Source organism: Pseudomonas sp. TH06 (assembly GCF_016651305.1).
In the GTDB taxonomy this organism is placed as follows: domain Bacteria; phylum Pseudomonadota; class Gammaproteobacteria; order Pseudomonadales; family Pseudomonadaceae; genus Aquipseudomonas.
Map to the genome: position 1 here is coordinate 2,471,290 of NZ_JAEKEC010000001.1, position 18,326 is coordinate 2,489,615.

Annotated in this window: 17 protein-coding genes; 13 read left to right on the forward strand and 4 right to left on the reverse strand. The window is 59.3% G+C overall.

What is annotated here, in order from left to right:
• The first annotated feature begins 76 nt into the window (after positions 1-76).
• The 6 genes from murJ to ispH all read left to right on the forward strand — a co-directional run bounded on the left by murJ (position 77) and on the right by ispH (position 7,629).
• A complete protein-coding gene (gene murJ, locus JFT86_RS11125) occupies positions 77-1,615 on the forward strand; it encodes a murein biosynthesis integral membrane protein MurJ (protein WP_201236741.1) in 1,539 nt (512 codons plus the stop codon).
• 129 nt (positions 1,616-1,744) lie between these two features.
• On the forward strand, positions 1,745-2,683 hold the full coding sequence (gene ribF, locus JFT86_RS11130) for a bifunctional riboflavin kinase/FAD synthetase (RefSeq protein ID WP_201236742.1): 939 nt from the start codon (positions 1,745-1,747) through the stop codon (positions 2,681-2,683).
• Positions 2,684-2,696: 13 nt separating this feature from the next.
• A complete protein-coding gene (gene ileS / locus JFT86_RS11135; protein ID WP_201236743.1) occupies positions 2,697-5,528 on the forward strand; it encodes an isoleucine--tRNA ligase in 2,832 nt (943 codons plus the stop codon).
• Complete coding sequence (gene lspA / locus JFT86_RS11140; protein ID WP_201236744.1) at positions 5,521-6,033, forward strand: signal peptidase II; 513 nt, start codon at positions 5,521-5,523, stop codon at positions 6,031-6,033. The genes ileS and lspA overlap by 8 nt, the downstream gene beginning before the upstream one ends.
• A 7-nt stretch (positions 6,034-6,040) precedes the next feature.
• Positions 6,041-6,478, forward strand: coding sequence for an FKBP-type peptidyl-prolyl cis-trans isomerase (fkpB, locus tag JFT86_RS11145; protein ID WP_174823805.1), 438 nt, complete (start codon positions 6,041-6,043; stop codon positions 6,476-6,478).
• A gap of 206 nt (positions 6,479-6,684) precedes the next feature.
• Positions 6,685-7,629 carry a 4-hydroxy-3-methylbut-2-enyl diphosphate reductase gene (gene ispH, locus JFT86_RS11150; RefSeq protein ID WP_034153853.1) on the forward strand — a complete coding sequence of 315 codons (945 nt, stop codon included), beginning with the start codon at positions 6,685-6,687 and terminating at the stop codon, positions 7,627-7,629.
• On the opposite strand, the gene JFT86_RS11155 is transcribed toward ispH, so the two are convergent.
• Positions 7,601-8,155 (reverse strand): GspH/FimT family protein, encoded by a 555-nt coding sequence (locus JFT86_RS11155; RefSeq protein WP_201236745.1) that lies wholly within the window; start codon positions 8,153-8,155, stop codon positions 7,601-7,603. The genes ispH and JFT86_RS11155 overlap by 29 nt on opposite strands.
• A 127-nt stretch (positions 8,156-8,282) precedes the next feature.
• Here JFT86_RS11155 and JFT86_RS11160 point away from each other — a divergent pair, with 127 nt between their 5' ends.
• From JFT86_RS11160 to thiO, 7 genes are read left to right on the forward strand one after another with little or no spacing between them, the layout of a single operon-like run.
• On the forward strand, positions 8,283-8,756 hold the full coding sequence (locus JFT86_RS11160; protein WP_201236746.1) for a GspH/FimT family pseudopilin: 474 nt from the start codon (positions 8,283-8,285) through the stop codon (positions 8,754-8,756).
• Positions 8,753-9,202 carry a type IV pilus modification protein PilV gene (gene pilV, locus JFT86_RS11165; RefSeq protein ID WP_201236747.1) on the forward strand — a complete coding sequence of 150 codons (450 nt, stop codon included), beginning with the start codon at positions 8,753-8,755 and terminating at the stop codon, positions 9,200-9,202. The genes JFT86_RS11160 and pilV overlap by 4 nt, the downstream gene beginning before the upstream one ends.
• On the forward strand, positions 9,199-9,912 hold the full coding sequence (locus tag JFT86_RS11170; RefSeq protein WP_201236748.1) for a prepilin-type N-terminal cleavage/methylation domain-containing protein: 714 nt from the start codon (positions 9,199-9,201) through the stop codon (positions 9,910-9,912). The genes pilV and JFT86_RS11170 overlap by 4 nt, the downstream gene beginning before the upstream one ends.
• Positions 9,913-9,923: 11 nt before the next feature.
• The gene (locus JFT86_RS11175) at positions 9,924-10,403 is read left to right on the forward strand and encodes a PilX N-terminal domain-containing pilus assembly protein (RefSeq protein ID WP_201236749.1); all 480 of its coding nucleotides are present in this window, start codon (positions 9,924-9,926) and stop codon (positions 10,401-10,403) included.
• Positions 10,390-13,482 (forward strand): PilC/PilY family type IV pilus protein, encoded by a 3,093-nt coding sequence (locus JFT86_RS11180; RefSeq protein WP_201236750.1) that lies wholly within the window; start codon positions 10,390-10,392, stop codon positions 13,480-13,482. Before JFT86_RS11175 ends, JFT86_RS11180 begins: the two co-directional genes overlap by 14 nt.
• A 15-nt stretch (positions 13,483-13,497) precedes the next feature.
• Entirely contained in the window at positions 13,498-13,899 is a 402-nt protein-coding gene (locus JFT86_RS11185; RefSeq protein WP_201236751.1) for a type IV pilin protein, read from the forward strand.
• 57 nt (positions 13,900-13,956) lie between these two features.
• The gene (thiO, locus tag JFT86_RS11190) at positions 13,957-15,057 is read left to right on the forward strand and encodes a glycine oxidase ThiO (protein WP_201236752.1); all 1,101 of its coding nucleotides are present in this window, start codon (positions 13,957-13,959) and stop codon (positions 15,055-15,057) included.
• Positions 15,058-15,147: 90 nt separating this feature from the next.
• Here the strand turns inward: thiO and JFT86_RS11195 are convergent, their stop codons facing one another.
• Genes JFT86_RS11195 through JFT86_RS29215 form a run of 3 tightly spaced genes read right to left on the reverse strand, consistent with a single transcriptional unit; the run spans position 15,148 to position 18,303 of the window.
• Positions 15,148-16,494, reverse strand: a complete 1,347-nt coding sequence (locus JFT86_RS11195; RefSeq protein ID WP_201236753.1) for a sigma-54 dependent transcriptional regulator — start codon at positions 16,492-16,494, stop codon at positions 15,148-15,150.
• Positions 16,491-18,080: an ATP-binding protein gene (locus JFT86_RS11200; protein WP_201238585.1), complete on the reverse strand. Its 1,590-nt coding sequence runs from the start codon at positions 18,078-18,080 to the stop codon at positions 16,491-16,493. Before JFT86_RS11200 ends, JFT86_RS11195 begins: the two co-directional genes overlap by 4 nt.
• Positions 18,070-18,303: a PP0621 family protein gene (locus JFT86_RS29215; RefSeq protein ID WP_242489480.1), complete on the reverse strand. Its 234-nt coding sequence runs from the start codon at positions 18,301-18,303 to the stop codon at positions 18,070-18,072. The genes JFT86_RS11200 and JFT86_RS29215 overlap by 11 nt, the downstream gene beginning before the upstream one ends.
• Positions 18,304-18,326 lie beyond the last annotated feature (23 nt).

Below are 18,326 nucleotides of genomic sequence, written 5' to 3' on the forward strand. Positions count from 1 at the left end.
GCTGCTGCGGCGCGGAGTATCGCACAAGTAGGCGCTTTGTTCGCCTGCTGTTTATCGACAGGCACAAATTCCCTCAATGAATCTGCTCAAATCGTTGGCCGCCGTCAGCTCTATCACGATGCTTTCCCGGGTTTTGGGGTTTGTTCGTGACACGCTCATTGCTCGCACATTCGGCGCCGGGATGGCGACCGATGCCTTCTTTATCGCCTTCAAATTGCCCAATCTGCTGCGGCGGATCTTCGCCGAGGGCGCTTTCTCGCAGGCATTCGTGCCGATTCTGGCCGAATACAAAAGCCAGCAGGGCGAAGAGGCGACACGCACGTTCATTGCTTACGTTTCGGGCTTGTTGACGTTGGTGTTGGCTGTGGTCACCGCGCTGGGCATGATCGCTGCGCCCTGGGTGATCTGGGCCACGGCGCCCGGTTTCACCGATACTCCGGAAAAATTCCAGCTCACCTCCGATCTGCTGCGGGTGACGTTCCCCTATATATTGCTGATCTCGTTGTCATCGCTAGCCGGTGCGATTCTCAATACCTGGAACCGCTTTTCGGTACCGGCGTTTGTGCCGACCCTGCTTAACGTCAGCATGATCGTGTTTTCGTTGTTCCTGACGCCGTATTTCGATCCGCCAGTCATGGCCCTGGGCTGGGCCGTGCTGGTGGGTGGTCTGGCGCAACTGCTTTATCAGCTGCCGCATCTGAAAAAGATCGGCATGTTGGTGTTGCCGCGCCTGAATCTGCGCGATACCGGCGTCTGGCGGGTGATGAAGCAGATGTTACCGGCGATCCTCGGTGTGTCGGTCAGTCAGATTTCGCTGATCATCAACACTATCTTCGCCTCGTTTCTGGTCGCAGGCTCGGTGTCGTGGATGTATTACGCGGACCGCTTGATGGAATTGCCGTCCGGCGTATTGGGTGTGGCGTTGGGTACCATTCTGCTGCCGACGCTGGCCAAAACCTACGCCAGCAAAGACCGCCACGAGTATTCGCGAATCCTCGATTGGGGCCTGCGCCTGTGCTTTGTGCTGGTGCTGCCGTGTTCGCTGGCACTGGGGATTCTCGCTGAGCCGCTGACCGTATCGCTGTTCCAGTACGGTCAGTTCAGTGGCTTCGATGCCGAAATGACCCAGCGGGCGCTGATTGCTTATTCTGTCGGTCTGCTCGGGATTATCGTGATCAAAGTGCTGGCGCCGGGCTTTTATGCGCAACAGAACATCCGTACCCCGGTGAAAATCGCGATCTTCACCTTGGTGGTCACTCAATTGTTCAACCTGGTATTGATTGGCCCGTTGGCGCACGCCGGTCTGGCGCTGGCGATCAGTGCCGGTGCCTGCCTGAATGCCGGGTTGCTGTTCTATCAACTGCGCAAGCAACAGATGTATCAGCCGCAGCCAGGGTGGGCCAAGTTCGCTTTCAAACTGGTGGTGGCGGTCATAGTGATGTCGGCGGTGCTGCTGCTGGGCATGCATTTCATGCCTGCGTGGGATCAAGGCCATATGCTTGAGCGCTTCCTGCGTCTTGGCGCTTTGGTGGTTGCTGGTGTGGTCGCCTATTTCGGCATGTTGCTGCTGCTCGGTTTCCGCCTGCGGGACTTCAATCGCAAGGCCTTGAGCTGAGGTTTCACCCTTTATAAACGGGCGCGGGCCGGCAGTTTTGTCGGCTCGATCACTTTGCGTTACGGTGTTGCCTGTCGTCGACCGCCGGGTGTGGTTATAATCGACCACTTTATGAGCAAGAAGCGCGTTATGCAGCTGGTTCGAGGCCTCCACAACTTGCGCCCCCAGCATCGGGGCTGCGTCGCCACTATTGGCAACTTTGACGGTGTTCACCGTGGTCACCAGGCTATCCTGGCCCGACTGCGTGAGCGTGCGCATGAGTTGGGCGTACCCAGCTGCGTGGTGATTTTCGAGCCGCAGCCACGGGAATTCTTTGCGCCAGAGACCGCTCCGGCACGTCTGGCCCGGTTGCGCGACAAGCTGCAACTGCTGGCGGCCGAAGGCGTTGACCGGGTCCTGTGCCTGGCGTTCAACCAGCGCCTGAGCAAACTCAGCGCCAGTGAGTTCGTCGACACCATTCTGGTGGACGGCCTCGGCGTACAGCATCTGGAAGTGGGTGATGACTTTCGCTTCGGCTGCGATCGCCTCGGCGATTTCGACTTCCTGCTGCAGGCCGGGCAGATGCACGGTTTTACCGTTGAGGCCGCGCAAACCGTCGAGCTGGATGGCATTCGCGTCAGCAGCACGCAGGTGCGCAACGCGTTGGCTGCCGCGGATTTCGCCTTGGCCGAACGTTTGCTCGGTCGCCCGTACCGCATCGCCGGTCGCGTGCTGCATGGCCAGAAACTGGCCCGGCAACTGGGTACGCCCACTGCCAACATTCAACTCAAGCGTCGTCGCGTGCCGTTCACCGGGGTGTATCTGGTGGAGGTCGATATCGACGGCAAGACCTGGCCCGGCGTCGCCAATATCGGCGTGCGGCCCACGGTGCAAGGTGATGGCAAGGCCCACCTTGAAGTGCATCTTTTAGATTTTGCCGGCGATCTGTATGACCGGCGTTTGACGGTGGTTTTCCACCAAAAGCTGCGTGAAGAGCAGCGCTTCGCCTCTCTGGAGGCATTGAAAACGGCGATCAATGCGGATGTCGCCACCGCCCGTGCACTAGCCGCACCTAGCGCCCATCGCTAATGAAGAGCCTTAAATGACCGACTATAAAGCCACGCTTAACCTTCCGGACACCGCCTTCCCAATGAAGGCCGGCCTGCCACAGCGCGAACCGCAGATCCTGCAGCGCTGGGACAGTATTGGCCTGTACGGAAAGTTGCGCGAGATTGGCAAGGATCGTCCGAAGTTCGTCCTGCACGACGGCCCTCCGTATGCCAACGGCACGATCCACATCGGTCACGCACTGAACAAGATTCTCAAGGACATGATCATCCGCTCGAAAACCCTTTCGGGTTTCGACGCGCCGTACGTTCCGGGTTGGGACTGCCACGGCCTGCCGATCGAGCACAAGGTTGAAGTGACCCACGGCAAGAACCTGGGCGCGGACAAGACCCGTGAACTGTGCCGTGCCTACGCCACCGAGCAGATCGAAGGGCAGAAGACCGAGTTCATCCGCCTCGGCGTGTTGGGCGACTTCGCCAACCCGTACAAGACCATGGATTTCAAGAACGAGGCCGGTGAAATCCGCGCCCTCGCCGAAATCGTCAAGGGCGGTTTCGTCTTCAAGGGCCTCAAGCCTGTGAACTGGTGCTTCGACTGCGGTTCGGCCCTGGCCGAAGCGGAAGTCGAGTACGAGAACAAAAAGTCCTCGACCATCGACGTAGCCTTCCCGATCGCCGACGAAGCCAAATTGGCTGCCGCGTTCGGTCTGCCGTCGCTGGGCAAGCCTGCTTCGATCGTGATCTGGACCACTACTCCGTGGACCATCCCGGCCAACCAGGCGCTGAACGTTCACCCGGAATTCAACTACGCACTGGTTGATATCGGCGACAAGCTGCTGGTTCTGGCTGAAGAGCTGGTTGAAGCCTGTCTGGCGCGCTACGGCGTTGAAGGTTCGGTGATCGCGACCACCACCGGTAAAGAACTCGAGCTGATCAACTTCCGTCACCCGTTCTACGACCGTCTGTCGCCAGTGTATCTGGCTGACTACGTCGAACTGGGCGCTGGCACCGGCGTGGTTCACTCCGCCCCGGCCTACGGCGTAGACGACTTCGTGACCTGCAAGAAGTACGGGATGGTCAACGACGACATCCTCAATCCGGTGCAGAGCAACGGCGTTTACGTGCCGTCGCTGGAATTCTTTGGCGGTCAGTTCATCTGGAAGGCCAACCCGGCCATCGTCGACAAGCTGACCGAAGTCGGTGCGCTGATGCACACCACCGTCATCGAACACAGCTACATGCACTGCTGGCGCCACAAGACCCCGCTGATCTACCGCGCCACTGCGCAGTGGTTCATCGGCATGGACAAAGAGCCGGTCAGCGGCGACACCCTGCGTGTGCGTTCGCTCAAAGCCATCGAAGACACCAAGTTCGTTCCGGCCTGGGGCCAGGCGCGTCTGCACTCGATGATCGCCAACCGCCCGGACTGGTGCATCTCGCGTCAGCGCAACTGGGGCGTGCCGATTCCGTTCTTCCTCAACAAGGAAAGCGGCGAGTTGCACCCACGCACCGTCGAGCTGATGGAAGAAGTCGCCAAGCGCGTTGAAGTCGAAGGCATCGAAGCCTGGTTCAAGCTCGACGCCGCCGAACTGTTGGGCGATGAAGCGCCGCAGTACGACAAGATCAGCGACACCCTCGACGTCTGGTTCGACTCGGGTACCACGCACTGGCACGTCCTGCGCGGTTCGCATCCGATGGGCCACGAGACTGGCCCGCGTGCCGATCTGTACCTGGAAGGCTCCGACCAACACCGGGGCTGGTTCCACTCGTCGCTGCTGACCGGTTGCGCGATCGACAACCACGCGCCATACCGCGAGTTGCTGACCCACGGCTTCACCGTCGACGAGTCCGGCCGCAAGATGTCCAAGTCGCTGGGCAACGTGATCGCGCCGCAGAAAGTCAACGACACCCTGGGCGCCGACATCATGCGTCTGTGGGTGGCATCGACCGACTACTCCGGCGAGATGGCTGTGTCCGAGCAGATCCTGCAACGCAGTGCGGACGCCTACCGTCGTATCCGTAACACCGCGCGCTTCCTGCTCTCCAACCTGACCGGTTTCAACCCGGCCACCGACATCCTGCCGGCAGAAGAAATGCTCGCGCTGGACCGTTGGGCGGTAGACCGCACCCTGCTGCTGCAACGCGAGTTGCAAGAGCACTACGGCGAATACCGTTTCTGGAACGTCTACTCGAAGATCCACAACTTCTGCGTGCAGGAGCTGGGTGGTTTCTACCTCGACATCATCAAGGACCGTCAGTACACCACTGGCGCCGACAGCAAGGCTCGTCGCTCGTGCCAGACCGCGCTGTTCCACATCTCCGAAGCGCTGGTGCGCTGGATCGCACCGATCCTCGCGTTCACCGCCGATGAACTGTGGCAATACCTGCCGGGCGAGCGCAACGAATCGGTGATGCTCAACACCTGGTACGAAGGTCTGACCGAGCTGCCGGAAGGCTTCGAGCTGGGTCGCGCCTACTGGGATCGCATCATGGAAGTGAAGGTTGCGGTCAACAAAGAGATGGAAATCCAGCGCGCGGCCAAGGCCGTCGGTGGCAATCTGCAGGCCGAAGTGACGCTGTTCGCCGAAGAGGCGCTGAGCGCCGATCTGGCCAAGCTGAGCAACGAGTTGCGCTTTGTTCTGATCACGTCGACCGCCAGCGTCGCGCCGTTTGTGCAGGCCCCGGCTGACGCGGTAGTCACCGAAGTCAGCGGCCTGAAGCTGCAGATCGTCAAATCGGCCTTCCCGAAATGCGCCCGTTGCTGGCATTGCCGTGAAGACGTCGGCGTGAACCCGGAGCATCCGGAAATCTGCGGTCGTTGCGTCGACAACATCAGCGGCGCTGGTGAGGTTCGTCACTATGCCTAATGCCATTGGCCGTTTCGGACGGTTGGGCTGGCTCTGGTTGAGTTTGCTGGTTCTGGTCATCGACCAGGCCAGCAAGTTCTACTTCGAAGGCAAGCTCGAAATGTTCCAGCAGATCGTGATCATTCCCGATTACTTCAGCTGGACCCTGGCCTACAACACCGGCGCTGCGTTCAGCTTCCTGGCTGACAGCTCCGGCTGGCAGCGCTGGCTGTTCGCCCTGATCGCGATCGTGGTCAGCGCGGTGCTGGTGGTCTGGCTCAAACGTCTTGGCCGTAACGAAACCTGGCTGGCCATCGCTTTGGCGCTGGTGCTGGGCGGTGCGCTGGGCAATCTGTATGACCGCATCGCCCTGGGCCATGTGATCGATTTCATTCTGGTGCACTGGCAGAATCGCTGGTACTTCCCGGCGTTCAACTTCGCCGACAGCGCCATCACCGTCGGTGCGGTGATGCTGGCACTGGATATGTTCAAATCCAAGAAAACCGGAGAAGCCGTTCATGACTGAACAGTTATTGGCTGAGCAACGCATCGGTCAGAACACGGAAGTCACCTTGCACTTTGCATTGCGCCTGGAGAACGGCGACACGGTCGACAGCACGTTCGACAAGGCCCCGGCGACCTTCAAGGTCGGCGACGGCAACCTGCTGCCGGGTTTCGAAGCGGCATTGTTCGGTTTCAAGGCAGGCGACAAACGTACGCTGACCGTTGAGCCGGAAAACGCTTTCGGCCAGCCGAACCCGCAGAACGTACAGATCATTCCGCGCTCGCAGTTTGCCGACATGGAACTGTCGCCGGGTTTGCTGGTGATCTTCAACGATGCGGCCAATACTGAGCTGCCGGGCGTGGTGAAAGAATTCGATGACGCGCAAGTAACCATCGACTTCAACCACCCGCTGGCGGGCAAGACGCTGACCTTTGACGTCGAAATCATCAACGTCAAAGCGCTGTAAAAGTACACGGGAGCCTTTGTGGTGAGGGGATTTATCCCCGATGGGTGCGAAGCAACCCCCCAATACCTGATACCGCGGATCCGTTCAGAATCGCGGTGATGGGCTTGGGGGCGCTTCGCACCCCATCGGGGATAAATCCCCTCGCCACAGGGCTTGCTCCCACGGTAGTTATTCATTGTTTTCGCGCGCAAGACACGAGGCACAGCATGCAAATCAAACTCGCCAACCCCCGTGGCTTCTGCGCCGGCGTGGACCGGGCGATCGAAATCGTCAACCGCGCCCTGGAAGTCTTCGGGCCGCCGATCTACGTGCGCCATGAAGTGGTGCACAACAAGTTCGTCGTCGAAGACCTGCGCAGTCGTGGCGCGATATTCGTCGAAGAACTGGATCAGGTGCCGGACGACGTCATCGTGATCTTCAGTGCTCACGGCGTATCCCAAGCCGTGCGTACCGAAGCCGCTGGCCGTGGCCTGAAGGTGTTTGACGCCACTTGCCCACTGGTGACCAAGGTGCACATCGAAGTGGCGAAATACAGCCGCGACGGTCGTGAATGCATTTTGATCGGACACGCCGGTCACCCGGAAGTCGAAGGCACCATGGGCCAGTACGACGGCAGCAATGGCGGCGCCATCTATCTCGTCGAAGACGAAAAAGACGTTGCCGAGTTGCAAGTGCATAACCCGGAAAAACTGGCATTTGTCACCCAGACCACCCTGTCGATGGATGACACCAGCCGGGTCATCGATGCCTTGCGCACGCGCTTCCCGGCAATCGGCGGCCCACGCAAGGACGACATTTGCTACGCCACGCAAAACCGTCAGGACGCGGTCAAGCAACTGGCCGACGAGTGTGACGTGGTGCTGGTGGTCGGCAGCCCGAATAGCTCCAACTCCAACCGATTGCGTGAACTGGCTGAGCGCATGGCAACGCCGGCCTACCTGATCGACGGCGCCGAAGATCTGCAAAAGAGCTGGTTCGATGGTGTCGAGCGAATCGGCATCACCGCCGGCGCCTCTGCTCCGGAAGTCCTGGTACGTGGCGTGATTCAGCAGTTGCAGGCCTGGGGCGCTACCGGCGCCGATGAGCTGGCCGGGCGCGAAGAGAACATCACGTTCTCGATGCCTAAAGAACTGCGCGTCCGTTCGATTTAACGCCTTTCGCCTTCTGACAAAGCGCCTGTTCAGTCTTTTCACTGCCCAGGCGCACTCGACCGGTCGCCGCCAGCACCACCTGGAGTTGGCTGACCGGCTCGTGAGCCGAGCAGATATGTAATGTCCCTGCCTGAAACGCCCGGCCGGGCATCAGTGGTTGGCCCAGACTGCTGAATCGTACATAACGACTGACCGCCCAATTGCCGACAATCGGCACCCGCGCATCACCTGCACGCTCAATCAGCAGCGGATTGCTGCTGTCCTCCGGCCCTTTGCCGCTGATATCCAGAATGATTCGCCAACCCTGACTCCAGTCACCGTTGATGCCGTACATCACCACGCTCTGATTGTGAGTGAGGGCCATGCTGCGCGCATTGCGAATACCGGCGAGCAATGACTGCGCTGCCTGATCGCGATGATTCGACTCTCTCAACGCGGCGAACGCCGGACTGACCAACAGCAGAACAATTGCGCCGATTGCCAGTCCCATAAGCACTTCAATCAGGCTGAAGCCCTGTTGCGGCATGACGATTTCCTCCATGAATGGTGTTGCGCGGTGCAATCCATGCGCCGCGCAGGGCAAATCAACCGACACAGGTCGGCCGAATGTTCTAGCGTGTAACTGGTATAGCCGACGGCAACGGAGGGCATCGATGGATCATCATTCAAAAGGTTTCACGCTGATCGAATTGCTGGTCGCGGTCGCCGTGTTTGTGATCCTTATTACTTTGGCGGTGCCGGGGTTTACCCGATCGATACAAGGCAGCAGGGCCGACACCGAAATGGGTGACCTGCAACGGGCAATCAATTACGCACGGCTTGAAGCGATTGATCGAGGCGTGACCCTGCGCCTGCGACCGACCGCTGGCGGTAGCGTCTGGACCGGTGAATTGTCGGTCTACGACAGTACTGGCACTCCGGCCAATGTATTGCGGGTTGTTCCAGCGATGAGCAGCGGTGCGACTCTGACGCTACCCTCTGGAGTGACCGCACTGGACTTCAACAATCTGGGCGGTTTGGCGGCCCCGTCCACGGCGGTGGCCATCAGTTACACGCTGGGAACGCAAAGCAGGACGCTGAACGTGTGTTTGAACGGACGAATTCAACTGGGTGGAAATTGCGGATGAGGGCAGGGAGCACAAGCGGGCAGGAGGGCATGACGCTGATCGAGGTACTGGTCGCGTTGCTCATTCTGACGGTCGGGATTTTGGGGGCCGCAGCCGTCCAATTGAATTCGCTGAAATACACCGACAGTTCACGGATGACCAGTCAGGCGAGTTTCATCGCCTACGACATGATGGATCGCATCCGGGCCAATTCCGGAGCTGACTACACCGTTACCCCACCGACCTCGGGCAACCTGAACGTTTCCCGTGATCAGGACCTCTACGATTTCACCACCAATATCGCCAATTTCGGTGGGCCGACCGCCACCGGCACGATCACCCTCAATCAACGCGTGTACACCATTACCATCAACTGGAATGACTCGCGGGCGGCCAACGCCACCGGGACCACGCGTAGCTTTGTGCTGAATAGCCGCGCTGCGGTCGATCCGGTGACTACGCCATGAGGCAGCATAACCGCGGCTTCGGGCTGATAGAAATGCTCATTGCCCTGACGTTGGGGCTGATCGTGGTGCTAGGGGTGGTGCAGATATTCATTTCCGCGAAAAACACCTATGTCAGCCAGAACAGCGCCGCCGCGATGCAGGAAGATGCCCGTTTCGTCTTGAGCAAGATGATTCAGGAAATCCGTATGGTCGGGATGTTCGGTTGCCTCGGCAGCATTACCGATTCGAGTACGGCGGGGGATTTTGCTGCTGCGCAGATCACGCCGATCATTTGGGACAACGCCAACCTCAAACTGACGATGGTGACGGCGGACATCGGCAGCGGTGGCGGGACGCCGACCTGGACGGTGGTTTCCGATTGCCGCAACAGTGCCACGGCGTATACCGGAGTGCGTAGCGCGACGAGTGGGTTGATCAACTTTCCGCTGCGTCGCCTGATCTACAGTTTCAGCAACAACCAGATACTGATGGGCACCGGCAGTGGCACGCCAACTCAACAGGTGCTGGTTAATAATGTCAGCGCCTTCACCGTTACTTTCGGTATGGCCACTTCCGCGACCGACGTATCGGCCTCGACCTACAGCAACAATCCCGGCGACCCGGCGCGCATTCGCAGTGTGCGCCTGAGCCTGACCCTTACCGACCCGAACAATCAGGTGGCCACTCAAACTTTCAACATGGTTGCCGCTTTGCGCAACCGCTTGCAGTGAGGGCCGGGTCGATGACTATTTCTCTTCATCAGCGTCAGGCGCAGCGCGGCATGATTTTGCTGGTCAGTCTGGTGTTTCTGTTGCTGCTGACATTGATTGGCTTGTCATCGATGCAGAGCGCGAACCTTCAGGAAAAAATGGCCGGAAGCGTGAGCCTGCGCAATCAGTCGTTTCAGGCCGCCGAGGCCGCGTTGCGTATCGGTGAAAGCGCAGTGCAACTCGCCAGTTACTCATTGGCCGTGTGCAGTGGCACGGTGCAGTGCGCGCCACCTGCAGAATCATCGGTGGTCAGTGCCGCGGGGCTGAACTCGACTTCCGGAGTCACCTGGATTGCTGCCGGTAACGGCTTCTATGGTGTGCAGAACATTGGCACCACCTTGACCGCGGTGAACGTGCCGAGTAATACCTCGGCGACCTTGTATCGGGTGACCGCTGTCGGCATCACCGGCACTTCGCGCAGTGTAGTGGAGAGTGTCTATGCGAAGTACTGAGTGCCGCTACGGATGGCGGTCGTTGCTGGTCGGCATGTTGCTGGGTTTTTACCTGGTAGCGCCGGCGTATGCGTTTACGCCTTCCGACTCGCCGCTGTTGAGTGCGGCTGCTGTACCGCCGAATGTGATGTTGCTGATCGATGATTCGGGCAGCATGAACAGCATCATTTATGCCGCGGGCTTCGATCCGACCGTATCCCGGACGGCGGCAAGGCAATGCAATGCCGTACTCGGTTTGTGCCTGAGTTCGACGGCGATTACCGGCGACCCCATTTTTCTTTCCAGCCTGCCGACCTCTGGCTGTTCGGGCGGGGCATACGCTTTTTACAACAACAGTCTGGCGCCGCTGTGTCTGAAACTGCCGGACCCGGTCGGTAGCGGCAATACCCGTTACACCGACGATTACATTTCCTATGTGGTCGGGTTGGCGATCAACAATGGCACGCGTGACTTCACCACCGGTGCGATTCCCAACGACTATCGGATCAACGTCGCGCGTAACGTGTCCACGGCGCTGGTAACCAGCAACCGTACGTTGCGTATCGGCCTGTCGACTTTCAATCCGGTCACCAGCAGCAACCAGGGGAATGGCGGCTACATCGCCCGTTCGATCAGCGATTTGGCCCCGGTCACCGGCAGCGTGACGCAGGCTCAGGCGGACACCAACTACAATGCACTGATCTCGTCGATTAATGGCTTGAGCGCTGTGGCCAACACGCCATTGGCGGAAACCTATTACGAAATCACCCGCTACATGCGCGGTATGACGCCGTACTACAACTCCACGCCGAGCACCTACACCAGCCCGATCCAATACCGCTGTCAGAAAAACTATGGCGTGGTCATCACTGACGGCCTGCCGACCTTCGACCGCACCTTCCCCAGCAACGACCCGCTGGGCGGCAGCCGCTTGCCGAACTGGGATGGCATCAACAATGACGGCAACAACCTCAATGGCGATAACGAGGGGGATACGTTGTATCTGGACGACATCGCCAAATTCGCTTTTGATATCGACATGCGTTCGACCGGCACTGACGCAGCGGGCAAGAGCTGGACTGCGGCGGATTTTCCCAAGCAGTACATGAACACTTACACCGTGGGGTTCACGGCTGCCAACGCCATGTTGTCAGACGCGGCGAATTACGGGCAGGGCAAGTATTACCAGGCGAACGACAGCACTGGTCTGAATACCGCTCTGTCGTCGGCATTGAGTGACATTACGTCCAAGGCAGGCTCTGGCGGCAGCGGCGTTACCAACGGCACCACGCTCACCAGCAGCAGCAATTTTTTCCAGACCAGCTATGACCCCAAGGATTGGCGCGGCACGATCAAGTCTTTTGGCTTCACCTCCGCTGGAGCGGTGAATACGACGACGGCACTCTGGACGACTGACACAACGATTGTCCCTGGCGCTACTGCGCCGACCTACCAATCGTGGAACACCACGAGCAACGCGCCGGTAACCCTCGCTTACGGTAACTTTTCTGCCGCGCAGCAGACCACGCTCAGTCAGAGTTTGCCCACCGGTATCAGTGGTAGCGATCTGGTGGAGTGGAGCAAGGGCACCAACAAAACCGGGCTCAAGGTGCGCAGTGTGTTGTTGGGCGACATAATCAATTCGCCACTGGTGCTGGCCTCGCCTGGCGATAAGACCGCATCCGATCTTTCCGGCGACACCACGTACACCACTTACCTGAGCACCAAAGCGGCGAACATGAATACCAGTCTGGTGGTGAATGCCAACGACGGTTTCGTCAACGTTATCAACGCGGCCAACGGCACTCGGCGTTATGCCTATATGCCATCCAGCGTATTGCCGTCGCTGCGGCTGATTGCCGATCCGACTTACATCAACGGCGTCAGCCACAAGTTTCTGGTGGACGGTCAGGTCGGGGTTTACGACATGCAGTTCAACAGTGCCTGGAAAACCCTGGCCATTGGCGGCACTGGCGCTGGCGGCAAGACTTTTTACGCGCTGCAATTATTTGATGCCTCTGCGGGCAACGTGCTCAATTCACTATGGGAAGTCAGTGCGCCGACCACCGCTAACACCGCCAACGTTTTTAATGACCTGGGTTATGCCTACGCGCGGCCGGAAGTGGCACGCTTGGCCGATGGTCGCTGGGCCGCATTCATTTCCAATGGTTACGGCAGCAATTCCGGGGTAGCGGCGTTGTATGTGCTCGATGTACGTGACGGCTCGCTGATCAAGAAGATCGTCATCGACAGTACCGAATCTACTAATGGCCTTTCTTCGGTGAAGCTCAAGGTCAACTCTTCGAACGTGGTGCAGGCGGCATACGGCGGAGACTTGAAAGGACGCTTGTGGAAGTTCGACCTGAGTGCCACTTCGACGGACAGCTGGGGCGTAGCGTTTTCCGGTAAGCCGCTGTTCACCACGGCCGGCGGCACGACACAGCCAATCACCGCTCAGCCGTTGCTGGCGGACAACTCACTCGGTGGAAAACAGATCTTCGTCGGCACCGGCAAGTTCAACGAAGCCGCCGACAAGACCAACAAGGATTTGCAGGCGTTCTATTCGGTGTGGGACGCCGATGGCGGTTCGGGGCAGATTACCGTCAGCAGTTTGCAGGCGCAGGCGATCACCGGGGTGTTTTCCGGCAGTACCGGGCAATTCATCACGACCACACAGAACGACACGACCTATCCAGCGGAAAAGGGTTGGTATCTGCCGCTGATATACAACAGCGTGTTGACCGGCGAGCGGGTGATCAATCAGGCGAGTCTGGTGCTCGGGCGAATAGTGTTCACCACCGCCAGTGTCGATACTACCGACCCGTGTTCGAGTTTCGGTACCGGCAAACTGGTCGAACTCGATGCGTTCAGCGGTAAGATGCTCAACTACGCGGTGCTCGACACCAATGCCGATGGCGTAGTGGGCAGTAGCGACACGATTTCCAGTGGTGTGGTGTTCACCGGCGGCATTCCGACGTTGAACTCCATCGTCAATGGCGGGACAGGCAAGGTCGTGACAGACACCAGTGGCGCTGTCACCACGGTGGTGGAAAAGGGCGGCGGCGGCAGCCGTCGTATCATGTGGCGACAAATACAGTAAGCGAGAGTTTGAGGCATGCGTAGATCCAACCGAGGTTTCACCCTGATCGAAATCATGATCGTGATTGCGATCATCGGGATCGTCATCACCATCGGCTATCCAAGCCTCACCGAATATGTGAAGAAAGGCCGTCGCGCCGAAATAGTTTCGACACTGACCGAACAGGCGCAGATTCTTGAGCGCTTTTACTCGAAGAACAATGTCTACACCAATGCGACAGGACTGAATGCGGGTAACGATTTCTACACTATTACCCCGACAATCACCGACCAGACCTTCCTGCTGACTGCCACCCGCAAGGTTGGCAGCACCATGGCTACCGACAAATGCGGGGATTTCACCCTGACCAACACCGGTGTCAGAAGCATGAACAACGCGACCACCGGGCTGACCACCAAGGATTGCTGGGGCCGCTGAGGCGCTTACTTTCGGGCGTCTTTTGCGCCCACTGTCTTTTTTACGGTTGGATCAAACATGACCAGGCAACAGCAAGTGGTGATTGTCGGTGGCGGGGTGATTGGCCTGCTGACCGCCTACAATCTTGCTTCCGAAGTGGGCAGCGTGGTGCTGCTCGATCGTTCGAATGTCGGCCAGGAATCGTCCTGGGCCGGTGGCGGTATCGTTTCTCCGCTGTATCCGTGGCGCTACAGCCCGGCAGTCACCGCGCTGGCGCATTGGTCACAGGATTTTTATCCACAGCTCGGCGAGCGCCTGTTCGCTGACACCGGGGTTGATCCTGAGGTTCACACCACCGGCCTGTATTGGCTGGATCTGGATGACGAAGCCGAAGCGCTGGCCTGGGCCGAGCGCGAAAATCGCCCGTTGCGTGCTGTGGATATCTCGGCGGCACATGACGCGGTGCCGGTGCTTGGCAGTGGATTTTCGCGGGCGATCTACATGGCCGATGTGGCCAATGTGCGTAACCCACGTCTGGTGAAATCGCTGAAAGCGGCGCTGTTGGCGCTGCCGAACGTGACCATTCACGAACAGTGCGAAGTCAGCGGTTTTGTTCGCGAGGGTGAGCGGGTGATCGGCGTTCAGACGTCGACTGGCGTGATCTCTGGCGATCAGGTCGTGCTGACCGCGGGCGCCTGGAGTGGCGATCTGCTCAAGACGCTGGATCTGACGTTGCCGGTCGAGCCGGTCAAAGGCCAGATGATCCTCTACAAATGTGCGGCGGATTTCCTTCCGAGCATGGTGCTGGCCAAGGGGCGTTATGCAATTCCGCGCCGCGACGGTCATATCCTGATCGGCAGTACGCTGGAACACGAAGGCTACGACAAGACGCCGACCAATGTGGCGCTGGAAAGCCTCAAGGCTTCAGCGGTGGAGTTGCTGCCGGCGCTGGCGGACGCCGAAGTGGTTGGGCATTGGGCCGGATTGCGCCCTGGATCACCGGAAGGGATTCCCTACATTGGTCGTGTGCCTGGGCATGAGGGCTTGTGGCTGAACTGCGGGCATTACCGCAATGGTTTGGTGCTGGCGCCGGCGTCGTGCCAGTTGTTTGCGGATGTGATGCTGGGGCGAGCGCCGATCATTGATCCGGCGCCGTATGCGCCTGCGGGGCGGATTTAAAGTCAGGATCAAAAGATCGCAGCCTTCGGCAGCTCCTACAGGAAACGCATTCCAATGTAGGAGCTGCCGAAGGCTGCGATCTTTCAGGGACTAATCCAGACCGAGTTTTTTCAGTCGATAGCGCATCGAGCGAAACGACAGACTCAAGCGCTGCGCCGCCGCCGTCCGGTTCCAGCGGGTTTCCTCCAGCGCCTGCAAGATCAGTTTGCGCTCGACGTTTTCCAGATAATCTTCCAGGTTGTCGATCTGCGTCAGATCCGCAATCGCGCCATCCGCCGCGCAGTTACCTTCGCTCAACCTTAGATCTTCAGTCTCGATCATGCGGTTCTCGCACAAGGTATGCGCCCGTTCGAGGACGTTTTCCAGCTCCCGCACATTGCCCGGAAAGCGGTAATTCTTCAGCGCCTCCAGGGCCTGCGGATGCAGGCGTGCCGCCGCTTGGCCGGTATCCTTGGCCAAGCGCTTGAGCATGTGAGCCGCCAGCACTTCAATGTCATCGCGGCGTGCACGCAGGGACGGCACGCGCAATTCGATCACGTTGAGACGGTAATAGAGGTCCTGACGAAAGCGCTCGGCGGTGACCTCTGCATCGAGGTCCTTATGGGTTGCGCAGAGAATCCGCACATCAACCACGGTTTCCTGCTGACCGCCGACGCTGCGCACGGCTTTCTCCTGAATCGCCCGCAGCAGTTTCACCTGCATCGACAGCGGCAAGTCCGCCACTTCATCAAGAAACAGCGTGCCGCCATGCGCGGCCTGAAACAGACCCGGTTTGTCCTCGACGGCTCCGGTGAAACTGCCTTTGCGATGGCCAAAAAACTCGCTTTCCATCAGCTCTGACGGAATCGCCCCGCAGTTCACTGGCACGAATGGTTGACCGGCACGCGGGCCTTGTTCGTGAATCAGTCGCGCCACCAACTCTTTACCACTGCCGGACTCGCCGCTGATGTACACAGGCGCCTGGCTGCGAGCGAGCTTGTCGATTTGCTTGCGCAGATTACGCATTGGCGATGAATCGCCCAGCAACCGTCGATCAATCTTGATCGAAACGCCTCCCGCCGCCGGCATGCGCAGGGCCGTTGCGACCAGTTCGCGCAGCCGGGTCAGGTCCACCGGTTTGGTGAGGAAGTCGAACGCCCCGGCCTTCAACGCGTTGATTGCCGTTTCGAGGCTGCCATAGGCGGTGATCATCGCCACCGGCAATTGTGGATAACGTTGCTGAATGTGCTGCACCAACTCAAGTCCCGTGCCGTCGGGCAGGCGCATGTCGGTCAGGCACAGGTCGAAGGTTTCACGGTGCAACAGCGCCTGGGCTTCCGTCAGATTGCGTGCGCTGAAGGTGTAGAGCTTCATCCGGCCCAGGGTGATTTCCAGGAGTTCGCGGATGTCCGGTTCGTCGTCGACGATGAGAATTTTTTGCCGTGGGCTCGTGTTCAACTTTGTTTCCGTCCGTGAGCAAAGGTGATGCGAAAGCAGCCGCCGCCTTGGCGTGGTTTGAAGTCTAGGCGCGCTTGGTTGCTTTCGCACAGCTCACGGGACAGATAGAGCCCAAGGCCGGTGCCCTGGTTGCTGGTGGTGAAGAACGGCTCGAATAAATGGGCCTGCTCATCAAGGGCCACGCCGGGGCCGTTGTCCTGCACTTCGAGTACCGCCAACTGGCTGTCAGGGTCAATGAACAGGGCCAGCCAGACTTCGGCTTGCTCGTGCAGAAGCCCGCTGTGACGCCAGCCATTGCGTAACAGATTGTCGAGAATTTGTGTGAGCTGGTTGGGGTCCATCAGGGTGCTGAAGTCGCCCGAGTTGATCCGCAAATGAATCATCTGGCGCTCCGTGGCCTGCTCGCGGCTTTCGGCGACGAAGTTTTCCAGCCACGGCTTGAGATCCAGGCGTTGCGGGGCGCTCTGCTGGCGGCGGGACAGTTGCAGGACGTTTTCGATGACTCGATTCATGCGCTGGGAGTGGTCTTGGATGATCTGCGTCAGACGCCGATCCGTGCCATCGAGTTCCTCGGATTCGCCCAGCAGCTGCGCGGCGTGACTGATGGCGCCCAGTGGATTACGAATTTCGTGAGAAATACCGGCAGTCAAACGCCCCAGCGCGGCGAGTTTCAGTTGCTGGGCCTGCTGGGCGATTTGCGCGAGGTCTTCGAGAAACACCAGGGTTTGCTGGTTGGGGCTCTGCTCGAGGGCGATAAAGCTCGGCTGCAGTTCCAGGCCGTTACCAGGGATTTTCAGGCTCTGTGGGCGCAGGGTCGGATTGTTCATCCACAGTTGCAGGCGATCGACCAGCGCGGTGGAGTAATCGTCGATCAAATGGCCTTGAAGATGCGACTGCGCGAGCAAGGTCTGCGCGCTCTGGTTGGCCAGTTGCACCCGCCGTTGCGCGTCGAGTACCAGGATCCCGGTGCGCATGCGTTGCAGGATCAGCGCGTTGAGAGCTTCCAGTCCGATCACTTCACTGGCTTTCTGCTCGGCCAGGGTTTCGCTGACTTCCAGTCGCCGGATCAGCCCCTGCACCAGCAACGACGCGGCAAAACACAGCGCGCCGAGGGTGCCGGCCTGCAAGTATTCATTGGCGCTCAGGGGATGGCTGAAACTCAGCAGAAAACTCAAGGCGACAATGCCGAGGGCGCCAATGGCCGCGATCAGCAGGCCGATGCGTCGGCGCAGCAGGGTGTTGCTGATTGCCACCGAGACCACCAGCAAATTGCCGAGGGCACTGGCGACGCCGCCCGCCGCATAGAACAGGCCACACAACAGCAACACATCCACCAGCGCCAGACTGAACAACTGCGCCGGGCGCCGGGTGTTCTCAAGGAACACCACCAGCAGGATGTTCAGCACCAGATACAGCCAACTGCCGCCGCGCAGCAGATCGTCGTTGGCCGACGTCAGCAGGCGGTTGTCCATATTGCTGGAGATCAGTAGCACCAGCGTGATGCCGACACTCAAACGGTAGAGATGATAAAGGCGCAGCAGACGCTGAGCCTGTTTGTGATCGGCGTTGGCGGCCTCAGCGATCACTGGCACCTGGGCCTTGCTCGAGGTGAGCCTGGCTGCAATACCACTGTTGTTGAAGGCTCAGCGCGCGGTCGCGGGGCAGGTGTACGCCACAATGGGCGCAGCGCACCATCGGCGAGGCGTCTTGCTGGCGCGGAGAGGGGGCGGACGAAGCAGGGGCCTTGAATTTGCGCCACAGCCATACCGCAGCAAAAATCAGGGCGATCCAGAATATTAAACGAAGCATGATGAGCAGCTTTTCGATTGATG